Below are 10469 nucleotides of genomic sequence, written 5' to 3' on the forward strand. Positions count from 1 at the left end.
CATGTTGAACCACGACAAAGTGCGTATAATCCGCCGCCATGACTCGTACCCGATCCCCCCGAACCCCCAAGAAACCACCCGCCAGCCGCCTGCGGCCTTGGCTGGGCTGGGCCCTTAAACTTAGCCTGGTAGGCCTTGTCGTGCTTGCCGGTTTTGCCGTCTACCTCGATGCCATCGTCCAGGAGAAGTTCTCCGGCAAGCGCTGGACCATCCCGGCCAAGGTGTATGCCCGGCCACTGGAACTGTTCGTCGGACAAAAGCTGAGCAAGGATGATTTCCTGACTGAGCTCGATGCCTTGGGTTATCGCCGCGAAAGCGTTGCCAATGGTCCGGGTGCGGCCTCGGTCAACGGCAATACCATTGACCTCAATACTCGTGGTTTCCAGTTCTATGAAGGCATGGAACAGGCACAACCGGTGCGGGTACGTTTTTCCGGTGACTACGTCGCGGCGTTGACCGGCGCCAACAATGCGAGCCTGTCGGTGGTGCGCCTGGAGCCACTGCTGATCGGTGGCCTGTATCCGAAGAACCTTGAAGACCGGATCCTGATCAAGATCGATCAGGTCCCGCCGTTCCTGCTCGATACGCTGATTGCCGTCGAAGACCGTGATTTCTATCACCACTTTGGTGTCTCGCCCAAGTCGATTGCCCGGGCGGTCTGGATCAACACATCGTCGGGGCATATGCGCCAGGGCGGCAGTACCTTGACCCAGCAGTTGGTGAAGAACTTCTACCTGACCAACGAGCGCAGCCTGACCCGCAAGCTGACCGAAGCCATGATGGCGTTGCTGCTGGAAATGCACTACAGCAAGCAGGAAATCCTTGAGGCCTACCTCAATGAAGTGTTCGTCGGCCAGGACGGCCAGCGCGCGGTGCACGGTTTCGGCCTGGCCAGCCAGTTCTTCTTCAGCCAGCCGCTGTCCGAGCTCAAGCTGCATCAAGTGGCGCTGCTGGTGGGCATGGTCAAGGGGCCTTCTTCCTACAACCCGCGTCGCAATCCGGAGCGTGCCCTTGAACGGCGCAACCTGGTCCTCGACTTGCTGCAACAACAGGGCGTGGCAACGGCCGAGCAGGTCGAAGCGGCGAAGAAGATGCCGCTGGGCGTGACCAAGCGGGGCAGCCTGGCGGACAGTTCGTTCCCCGGTTTCATGGACCTCGTCAAGCGGCAACTGCGGCAAGACTATCGCGACGAAGACTTGACCGAAGAAGGCTTGCGGATCTTTACCAGTTTCGACCCGATCCTGCAGATGAAAGCCGAAGCGTCGGTCAATGACACCTTCAAGCGACTGGCGGGGCGCAAGGGCTCCGACGAAGTCGAAGCGGCCATGGTCGTGACCAACCCGGAAACCGGCGAAGTCCAGGCGATGATTGGCAGCCGCCAGGCCAGCTTTGCAGGCTTCAATCGGGCATTGGATGCGGTGCGGCCGATCGGCTCGCTGATCAAGCCGGCGGTGTATCTCACGGCCTTGGAAAAACCAAGCCAGTACACCCTGACCAGTTGGCTATCCGACGAGTCATTCTCAGTCAAGGGCGCTGATGGCCAGGTGTGGACGCCGCAGAACTATGATCGTCGAGCCCACGGTACGGTGTTCCTTTATCAGGGGCTGGCGCATTCCTACAACTTGTCGACGGCTCGCCTCGGCCTGGAAGTCGGTGTGCCTAACGTGCTCAAGACCCTGGCGCGCCTAGGGGTGACTCGCGAATTCCCGGCGTTCCCATCGATGCTGCTGGGGGCGGGTGGCCTCACGCCGATCGAAGTCGCGGCGATGTACCAGACTCTGGCCAATGGCGGTTTCAATACACCGATGCGCGGCATCCGCAGCGTGCTCACCGCCGACGGCGAGCCGCTCAAGCGATACCCATTCCAGATCCAGCAACGCTTCGATCCGGCTTCCATTTACCTGATCCAGAGCGCCATGCAGCGGGTCATGCGTGAAGGGACCGGCAGCTCGGTCTATAACGTGCTCCCGCGGACCCTGACCCTGGCGGGCAAGACCGGTACCAGTAACGATTCGCGTGACAGTTGGTTCGCCGGTTTCAGTCAGGATCTGCTGGCTGTGGTCTGGCTGGGGCGTGACGACAACGGCAAGACGCCGTTCACCGGCGCCACTGGTGCGTTGCAGGTCTGGACCAGTTTCATGCGCAAGGCTGATCCGCTGCCGCTGGACATGCCGCAACCTGACAACATCGTCCAGGCCTGGGTCGATTCGCGCACCGGACAGGGCTCCGACGCCAATTGCCCGGGCGCCGTGCAGATGCCGTATATTCGCGGCAGCGAACCGCCACCCGGCGCAGCATGCGGTGGTCAGAATCCCGCCGAATCGGTGATGGATTGGGTCAAGGACTGGATGAATTAAGCAAAGAGGGTTTCAAGTGAACAAGTGGTTGATTCCAGCGGTAACCGCCGTGGCTTTGCTCAGTGGCTGCTCTACCGTACAGCGCGGTTCGATTCCGGTGGTCGACTCCGGTACCGCCGTCTCCAATAGCGAGCGGGTCTCGGCCAACGGTGGTTTCCGTCAAACGACGGTAAAACGACCGATGCCGGGCCAGGTCCAGGCAATCCCGCAAGGTGACACCGGTGTCGTCGTGATGGTGCCTGGTGGCGGTGCGACAACTTCGGCTCCGATCAGCAGCACGCCGATCACGCCAGGCCCTATCGAGACTTCACCGATCAACCAGGGCAGCTACAGTATGCCGTCGACGCCGAGCAGCATTCCTTCGGCGGGTTCGGGTGGCTTGTCCGCCGATGAGCAACTGGATGGCCCGGTGTTGGCACTGCTGACCACGGCGCAACAGCAGCAAGCCGGTGGTGATCTCAACGGTGCTTCCTCGAGCCTCGAGCGGGCCCAGCGTGTTGCACCGCGCGAACCGCAGGTTCTTTATCGACTGGCGCAAGTACGCATGGCCCAGGGCGATGCGCCGCAGGCTGAACAATTGGCCCGTCGTGGCCTGACATTCTCCAGTGGCCGCCCGGCACTTCAGGCAAGCCTGTGGGAATTGATCGCCCAGGCTCGTGAGAAACAGGGCGATTCGGCGGGCGCCGCACTGGCCCGCCAGAAGGCCAAGGTATCCCTCTGATGGATGTTCGTTTTCCTCAGATCGCCGATCAGCTGCTGCTGATCGAGCGAGAGTTGCGGGTCCAGGGCTGGTGGAGTGAGGTTTCGCCTTCGGCCGAGGCGCTGGCCAGTGTCGAGCCGTTCGCGGTCGACACCCTGGATTTCGAGCAGTGGCTGCAATGGATTTTTCTTCCGCGGATGAAAGCCATCCTGGAAAATGACCTGCCGCTGCCCAACGCCTCGGGCATCCTGGCCATGGCCGAAATGGTCTATGCCCAGCGGCCGGGGCAGGGCGTCAAGTTGCAGCAGTTGCTCGCGCAGTTCGATCAATTGATAACTGACGTCAGCTGATGCGGCTCACTGACAGTTTTCTTCGATCTGCGCGCGAGTTTCGTCGATGCGCTGGCGCCGCTCTTCGTCGCTAAGACGGCGCATTTCACCTTCCACCTCTTCCCGCACCCTGGGGTTGTTCTGCAGTTGCGCCAGGTTGGTCCGGGCCTGTTCGCAGAACGCCTTGAGCTGGGCCTCTTGTTCGGCAACCTGCTGTTTGACCTGCTGGTCGATGGCTTTCTGATCGCCAACGACTCCTCCCGACGCTGGCGCTGCCGGTTTGGGCGGTGGCGTTGCGGATTTGCCCACCGTGGTCGCTTCTACGCCCTCGGGCGGTTGGGCACCGAAATGGGTCACACCTTGGGCGTCCACCCATTTATAGATCTGGCCGGCCATGCTCATTGGGCTCAGGCCAACCAGCAGGATGGCCGTCAATAACATCGTTCGCATGCTGTTTCCTTGTCCTGGGTTGCGCAATCGAAGCTAACAGAGTAGCCGTTTAAAGGTTTTTTCTTGCGTTCTCATGTGCTTACTTCAATAAAGCACATTGACGACTTGACTTGGAGAGGGCGAAACAGAAGAATCCAAAGTCCGCTGTAGAGGGACTGCCAGAAGCAGACCCACTCGGCAGATCATGAGGCGCACATCCGCGCCGACCTGTTACACCCGCAACGCGTTACCTCGCGCTGGGTGGGAAAGGCCCGCAACACTTGGGACGATCCCAATACTTGCTCAGTCAGTGCTGACGTAGTCGGCGACCACCGTCGCTCATGCTCTGCCGAGAAGTAAACCTATTAAGACCCGTCCCTTTTTCATGGGTCGGTATTCTGGCGTTTTAGAGGTGAACAACGTGGAGCTTTTATCTGGCGGTGAGATGCTCGTCCGCTTCTTGCGTGACGAAGGCGTCAAATATATCTACGGGTACCCCGGTGGTGCTCTTCTTCATGTCTATGATGCCCTGTTCAAAGAACCGGAAGTGACCCATATCCTGGTTCGTCATGAGCAAGCGGCCACCCACATGGCTGACGGCTATGCCCGCGCCACCGGCAAGGCCGGCGTGGTCCTGGTGACATCCGGCCCCGGCGCCACGAACGCCATTACCGGTATCGCCACGGCCTACATGGACTCGATTCCAATGGTGATCATCTCTGGCCAGGTGCCTAGCACCATGGTCGGTACCGATGCGTTCCAGGAAACCGACATGATCGGCATCTCCCGGCCGATCGTGAAGCACAGCTTCATGATCAAGCATGCGTCGGAGATCCCGGAAGTCATGAAGAAGGCTTTCTACCTGGCCGAATCCGGTCGTCCAGGCCCGGTCGTGGTGGACGTGCCGAAAGACATGACCAACCCGGCTGAGAAGTTTGAATACATCTACCCGAAAAAAGCCAAGCTGCGCTCCTACAGCCCAGCCGTGCGCGGTCATTCGGGGCAGATTCGCAAGGCTGCCGAAATGCTGCTGGCGGCTAAGCGTCCCGTGCTGTACTCCGGCGGCGGCGTGATCCTCGGGGGTGGCTCCGCGCCGCTGACCGAGTTGGCAAAAATGCTCAATCTGCCGGTCACCAATACGCTGATGGGCCTCGGCGCCTACCCGGGCACCGATCGCCAGTTCATCGGCATGCTCGGCATGCACGGCAGCTACACCGCCAACCTGGCGATGCACCATGCCGATGTCATCCTGGCGGTGGGCGCGCGTTTCGACGACCGTGTCATCAACGGTCCGGCGAAGTTCTGCCCGAACGCCAAGATCATCCACATCGACATCGATCCGGCGTCTATCTCGAAGACCATCAAGGCAGACGTGCCGATTGTCGGTCCTGTAGAAAGCGTGCTGACTGAAATGGTCGCCATTCTCAAGGAAATCGGCGAGGCTCCGAACAAGGAGTCCGTGGCCAGCTGGTGGAAGCAGGTTGATGAATGGCGCGGTGATCGTGGCCTGTTCCCCTACGACAAGGGCGACGGCAGCGTGATCAAGCCGCAGACCGTCATCGAAACGCTGTGTGAAGTGACCAAGGGCGACGCATTCGTGACGTCCGACGTAGGTCAGCACCAGATGTTCGCGGCGCAGTACTACAAGTTCAACAAGCCGAATCGCTGGATCAACTCCGGCGGCCTGGGCACCATGGGCTTCGGATTCCCGGCGGCCATGGGCGTCAAGTTGAGCTTCCCGGACAACGATGTGGCCTGCGTGACCGGCGAAGGCAGTATCCAGATGAACATCCAGGAACTGTCGACCTGCCTGCAATACGGTCTGCCGGTGAAAATCGTCAACCTGAACAACGGCGTACTGGGCATGGTTCGTCAGTGGCAAGACATGAGCTACGGCAGCCGTCACTCGCATTCCTACATGGAATCGTTGCCGGACTTCGTCAAGCTGGTCGAGGCCTATGGTCACGTTGGTATCCGCATCACCGACCTGAAGGATTTGAAATCCGGGCTTGAAGAAGCATTCGCGATGAAGGATCGCCTGGTGTTCCTCGACATCCAGGTCGATACCAGCGAGCACGTCTATCCGATGCAGATCAAAGACGGCTCCATGCGCGATATGTGGCTGAGCAAGACGGAGCGTACCTAATCATGCGACACATTATTTCCTTGCTTCTGGAAAACGAACCGGGTGCCCTGTCTCGCGTAGTGGGCCTGTTCTCACAGCGCAACTACAACATCGAAAGCCTGACGGTGGCGCCAACCGAGGACCCGACCTTGTCGCGTCTGACGCTGACCACCGTGGGCCACGATGAGATCATCGAGCAGATCACCAAGAACCTGAACAAGCTGATCGAGGTGGTCAAGCTGGTGGACCTGTCGGAAAGCGCCCACATCGAGCGCGAACTGATGCTGGTCAAGGTCAAGGCCACCGGCGCCCAGCGCGCCGAGATCAAACGCACTACCGATATTTATCGTGGGCAGATCGTCGATGTCAGCGCCAGCGTCTATACCGTTCAGTTGACCGGTACCAGCGACAAGCTCGACAGCTTCATTCAATCGATCGGAACTGCCTCGATTCTGGAAACCGTACGCAGTGGTGTCACCGGGATTGCCCGTGGCGACAAAGTACTGAGCATCTAACCAAATTAGCGAATGGCCGGAACGGCCGGATATAGGGGAAATTCATGAAAGTTTTCTACGATAAAGATTGCGACCTGTCGATCATCCAGGGCAAGAAAGTCGCCATCATCGGCTACGGTTCCCAAGGCCACGCCCAGGCGTGCAACCTGAAAGACTCTGGCGTTGACGTGACCGTCGGCCTGCGCAAAGGCTCGGCCACTGTCGCCAAGGCCGAGGCCCATGGCCTGAAAGTCACCGACGTGGCTTCCGCCGTTGCCGCTGCCGACCTGGTCATGATCCTGACCCCGGACGAGTTCCAATCGGCGCTCTACAAGAACGAAATCGAGCCGAACATCAAGAAGGGCGCCACTCTGGCCTTTTCCCACGGCTTCGCGATCCACTACAACCAGGTTGTGCCACGTGCTGACCTCGACGTGATCATGATCGCGCCGAAAGCACCGGGCCACACCGTACGTTCCGAGTTCGTGAAGGGCGGCGGTATTCCTGACCTGATCGCGATCTACCAGGACGCCTCCGGCAACGCCAAGAACGTTGCCCTGTCCTACGCTGCTGGTGTCGGTGGCGGTCGTACCGGCATCATCGAAACCACCTTCAAGGACGAGACTGAAACCGACCTGTTCGGCGAGCAAGCCGTTCTGTGTGGCGGTACCGTCGAACTGGTGAAAGCCGGTTTCGAAACCCTGGTTGAAGCCGGCTACGCGCCAGAAATGGCCTATTTCGAATGCCTGCACGAACTGAAGCTGATCGTTGACCTCATGTACGAAGGCGGTATCGCCAACATGAACTACTCGATCTCTAACAACGCTGAATACGGCGAATACGTGACCGGTCCGGAAGTCATCAACGCCGAATCGCGCCAGGCCATGCGCAACGCCCTGAAACGTATTCAGGACGGCGAGTACGCCAAAATGTTCATCAGCGAAGGCGCCACCGGCTACCCTTCGATGACCGCCAAGCGTCGCAACAATGCCGCCCACGGTATTGAAATCATCGGCGAGCAACTGCGTTCGATGATGCCGTGGATCGGTGCCAACAAGATTGTCGACAAAGCCAAGAACTAAGTCGCGAGCTTGATCGAAAAACGCGGCCCTGGCCGCGTTTTTTCGTTTGGGGGGTGGCTTCTGGTATAAAGCTGCATCGTTTGCGGCAGAACCGTCGTCCCAGACTCCTGTCGATTTTTTCACACCGTTGCAAGGTATTGTCCATGAGCGAACGTCCCGACGAGCCGAACCAGGCTCCTGACGCCGAAAGCCTGTTGCCCATCGATGAACACGTCGAAGAAGGCCATGACGCTGAAGGCCGCAAGGTCCGGCATCGTGGTATCTATCTGCTGCCGAACCTGTTCACCACTGCGAACCTGTTCGCCGGCTTCTATTCCATCATCAGCTCCATGAGCGCCCAGGCCGCATTGAGCGCTGGCGATAGCGTCGGGGCGAGTCGCTACTTTGCTTTCGCCGCGATTGCGATTTTTGTCGCCATGGTGCTGGACGGCCTGGATGGACGCGTGGCCCGCATGACCAACACCCAAAGCGCATTCGGAGCCGAGTACGACTCGCTGTCCGACATGGTTGCGTTCGGTGTTGCCCCTGCATTGCTGGCGTTCGGTTGGGCGTTAGGTGACATGGGCAAGGTCGGCTGGATGGTTGCCTTCATTTATGTCGCCGGTGCCGCGTTGCGCCTGGCGCGTTTCAATACCCAGGTCGGTACCGCCGACAAGCGCTACTTCATCGGCCTCGCCAGTCCCGCGGCGGCAGGTGTAGTGGCGGGCGTAGTCTGGGCATTCAGCGACTATGGCATCCAGGGTTCGAAGATGTCTTTCCTGGTGGCGCTGCTGGTTGCCGCGGCCGGGATGCTGATGGTCAGTAACATCAAGTACAACAGCTTCAAGGAGCTGGACCTGAAGGGGCGGGTGCCGTTCGTAGCCATCCTCGCCGTGGTGCTGGTGTTCGCCGTGGTGTTCAGTGATCCGCCGCGCATCCTGCTGCTGGTATTCCTCGCTTATGCCGCGTCAGGACCGGTGCAATATTTGCTGCGTCTTCGTCGCCGCTAAACGTTGCCTTAATGTAATCTCCTCCATACTCCGCAGTGTACGGGTGTATCTGCCCTCCAATACTGCGGAGTCGCCATGCTGATCAAGATCCCCAAGGCGTCGGACTGTCGTGAGTCTGACGTCACGCCTGAATCATTTTATCTCTCTCGTCGCCAGATGCTCGGCGCCACCGTGGCCGGCTTGGCGATTGGTGGTCTGCCGAGCTGGGCCAGTGCCGCCGATATGGCGCGTTACCCTGATGTCGAGCCCGGAAAGGCTCCTTCCTGGTTTGCCGAAAAGCTTCCTTCTACCCAGTGGGGCGCCGTGACGGCAAAGGATGAGGCGATCACGCCGTTCAAGGACGCCACGCACTACAACAACTTCTATGAGTTCGGGACGGATAAAGGGGACCCGGCGGCCAACTCCGGCTCGTTGAAAACCGAGCCCTGGAGCGTCGTGGTGGACGGTGAGGTGGGCAAGCCGGGGCGCTACGCCCTGGAAGACTTCATGAAGCCTTATCAACTGGAGGAGCGGATCTATCGTTTGCGTTGCGTCGAGGCGTGGTCAATGGTGATCCCGTGGATCGGTTTCCCGATCTCCGCGCTGCTCAAACAGGTCGAGCCGACTTCCAAGGCCAAGTTCATCCGCTTCGAAACGTTGCAAGACCCCAAGGCCATGCCGGGCCAGCGTTCAGGCTTCGCGCTGATTGATTGGCCATACGTGGAAGGTTTGCGGTTGGACGAGGCAATGAACCCGTTGGCCATCCTGGCGGTTGGCATGTATGGGCGTGAGCTGCCTAACCAGAATGGCGCGCCGTTGCGGTTGGTGGTGCCATGGAAGTATGGCTTCAAGAGCGTCAAGTCGATTGTGCGCATCAGCTTGGTCAGTGAGCAGCCCAAGACCACCTGGCAAAGCATTGCGTCCGATGAGTACGGCTTTTACGCGAACGTCAATCCGACCGTTGACCACCCGCGCTGGACGCAGGCGAGGGAGCGTCGTCTTCCAAGTGGACTATTCAGCCCCAATGTCCGCGACACGTTGATGTTCAACGGTTACGGGGATGAGGTTGCCTCCTTATATGCTGGAATGGATTTGAGGAAAGACTACTGATGCGTTTCCCGGCATGGCGAATCGGTGTTTTCCTCGCGGCAGCAGCTTGGCCATTGCTTTGGCTTTATGAAGCGTTGGCAGATTCATTGGGGCCGGACCCGGGCAAGGTCCTGGTGGATCGACTCGGGTTGGGCACGCTGATCCTGCTGTTGATTACCTTGAGCATGACACCGCTGCAAAAAATCACGGGATGGCCGGGATGGATCGCTGTCAGGCGTCAGTTGGGATTGTGGTGCTTCACCTACGTTGTGCTGCATCTGAGTAGTTATGCGGCATTCATCCTGGGATTCGATTGGTCGCGGTTGGGCGTCGAGCTGAGCAAGCGGCCCTATATTATTGTCGGGGCGCTTGGTTTTCTGGGTTTGCTGGTCTTGGCGGTGACATCCAATCGATATAGCCAGCGACGGCTCGGGATGCGTTGGAAGAAGCTGCATCGCCTGGTTTATCTGATTCTCGGGCTTGGCCTGCTTCATATGCTATGGATTGTCCGGGCGGACCTTAAGGAATGGTCGGTATACGCTTGTATTGGGGGGCTGTTGCTGGTTTTGAGAATAGGGCCGGTGGCGCGGAGGATTCCTCGATTGATGGGCAAAAAGGTTCCTTCTGCAACAAAAGCGAAATAAAGGGTTGACGGCAGATTCTGGATGTCTATAATTCGCCCCACTTCCGGCGCAGTCGAAACGGAAAACTCCTTGAGTTTCAATGAGTTAAGTAGGTTTCGATAGGTCAGGTGCTTCAGTTCATCGAAGCGCTGAAAGAGTTGATAGAGCGGTGTTGTTTGGCTCTATCGGCGATTCGATCTTCTCGGTCGAGAGCGGAGAAAAAGAGGTGTTGACAGCAGCGAGTAACGCTGTAGAATTCGCCTCCCGCTAACG

The 10469-nt window shown here is 59.0% G+C and carries 10 protein-coding genes; 9 read left to right on the forward strand and 1 reads right to left on the reverse strand.

Going from position 1 to position 10469, the window contains the following annotated elements:
• Positions 1-38: 38 nt before the first annotated feature.
• Genes mrcB through FHK92_RS22590 form a run of 3 tightly spaced genes read left to right on the forward strand, consistent with a single transcriptional unit; the run spans position 39 to position 3407 of the window.
• Entirely contained in the window at positions 39-2357 is a 2319-nt protein-coding gene (gene mrcB, locus FHK92_RS22580; RefSeq protein WP_181290061.1) for a penicillin-binding protein 1B, read from the forward strand.
• A gap of 16 nt (positions 2358-2373) precedes the next feature.
• Complete coding sequence (locus FHK92_RS22585) at positions 2374-3078, forward strand: tetratricopeptide repeat protein (RefSeq protein WP_181290062.1); 705 nt, start codon at positions 2374-2376, stop codon at positions 3076-3078.
• Complete coding sequence (locus tag FHK92_RS22590) at positions 3078-3407, forward strand: YqcC family protein (protein ID WP_181290063.1); 330 nt, start codon at positions 3078-3080, stop codon at positions 3405-3407. Before FHK92_RS22585 ends, FHK92_RS22590 begins: the two co-directional genes overlap by 1 nt.
• A gap of 6 nt (positions 3408-3413) precedes the next feature.
• Here the strand turns inward: FHK92_RS22590 and FHK92_RS22595 are convergent, their stop codons facing one another.
• Positions 3414-3836 carry a DUF4124 domain-containing protein gene (locus tag FHK92_RS22595; RefSeq protein ID WP_181290064.1) on the reverse strand — a complete coding sequence of 141 codons (423 nt, stop codon included), beginning with the start codon at positions 3834-3836 and terminating at the stop codon, positions 3414-3416.
• A 400-nt stretch (positions 3837-4236) separates the two neighbouring features.
• Here FHK92_RS22595 and FHK92_RS22600 point away from each other — a divergent pair, with 400 nt between their 5' ends.
• From FHK92_RS22600 to msrQ, 6 genes are all read left to right on the forward strand, one after another.
• Positions 4237-5961, forward strand: coding sequence for an acetolactate synthase 3 large subunit (locus FHK92_RS22600; RefSeq protein WP_030140223.1), 1725 nt, complete (start codon positions 4237-4239; stop codon positions 5959-5961).
• Between the two features lie 2 nt (positions 5962-5963).
• Complete coding sequence (gene ilvN, locus FHK92_RS22605) at positions 5964-6455, forward strand: acetolactate synthase small subunit (protein WP_003205610.1); 492 nt, start codon at positions 5964-5966, stop codon at positions 6453-6455.
• A gap of 44 nt (positions 6456-6499) precedes the next feature.
• The gene (gene ilvC / locus FHK92_RS22610; RefSeq protein ID WP_003185459.1) at positions 6500-7516 is read left to right on the forward strand and encodes a ketol-acid reductoisomerase; all 1017 of its coding nucleotides are present in this window, start codon (positions 6500-6502) and stop codon (positions 7514-7516) included.
• 143 nt (positions 7517-7659) lie between these two features.
• Complete coding sequence (pssA, locus tag FHK92_RS22615) at positions 7660-8505, forward strand: CDP-diacylglycerol--serine O-phosphatidyltransferase (protein ID WP_030140222.1); 846 nt, start codon at positions 7660-7662, stop codon at positions 8503-8505.
• A gap of 75 nt (positions 8506-8580) precedes the next feature.
• Positions 8581-9594, forward strand: coding sequence for a protein-methionine-sulfoxide reductase catalytic subunit MsrP (gene msrP, locus FHK92_RS22620; protein WP_181290065.1), 1014 nt, complete (start codon positions 8581-8583; stop codon positions 9592-9594).
• On the forward strand, positions 9594-10217 hold the full coding sequence (msrQ, locus tag FHK92_RS22625; RefSeq protein WP_181290066.1) for a protein-methionine-sulfoxide reductase heme-binding subunit MsrQ: 624 nt from the start codon (positions 9594-9596) through the stop codon (positions 10215-10217). The genes msrP and msrQ overlap by 1 nt, the downstream gene beginning before the upstream one ends.
• The last annotated feature ends 252 nt before the right edge of the window (positions 10218-10469 follow it).

The organism is Pseudomonas brassicacearum subsp. neoaurantiaca (genome assembly GCF_013608025.1).
GTDB lineage: Bacteria > Pseudomonadota > Gammaproteobacteria > Pseudomonadales > Pseudomonadaceae > Aquipseudomonas.

Excerpts from the sequence above, each read along its gene's own strand:
- mrcB (WP_181290061.1), top strand. The coding sequence starts at position 39 with ATGACTCGTACCCGATCCCCCCGAACCCCCAAGAAACCACCCGCCAGC.
- FHK92_RS22590 (WP_181290063.1), top strand. The coding sequence starts at position 3,078 with ATGGATGTTCGTTTTCCTCAGATCGCCGATCAGCTGCTGCTGATCGAG.
- FHK92_RS22595 (WP_181290064.1), bottom strand. The coding sequence starts at position 3,836 with ATGCGAACGATGTTATTGACGGCCATCCTGCTGGTTGGCCTGAGCCCA.
- ilvN (WP_003205610.1), top strand. The coding sequence starts at position 5,964 with ATGCGACACATTATTTCCTTGCTTCTGGAAAACGAACCGGGTGCCCTG.
- ilvC (WP_003185459.1), top strand. The coding sequence starts at position 6,500 with ATGAAAGTTTTCTACGATAAAGATTGCGACCTGTCGATCATCCAGGGC.
- pssA (WP_030140222.1), top strand. The coding sequence starts at position 7,660 with ATGAGCGAACGTCCCGACGAGCCGAACCAGGCTCCTGACGCCGAAAGC.
- msrP (WP_181290065.1), top strand. The coding sequence starts at position 8,581 with ATGCTGATCAAGATCCCCAAGGCGTCGGACTGTCGTGAGTCTGACGTC.
- msrQ (WP_181290066.1), top strand. The coding sequence starts at position 9,594 with ATGCGTTTCCCGGCATGGCGAATCGGTGTTTTCCTCGCGGCAGCAGCT.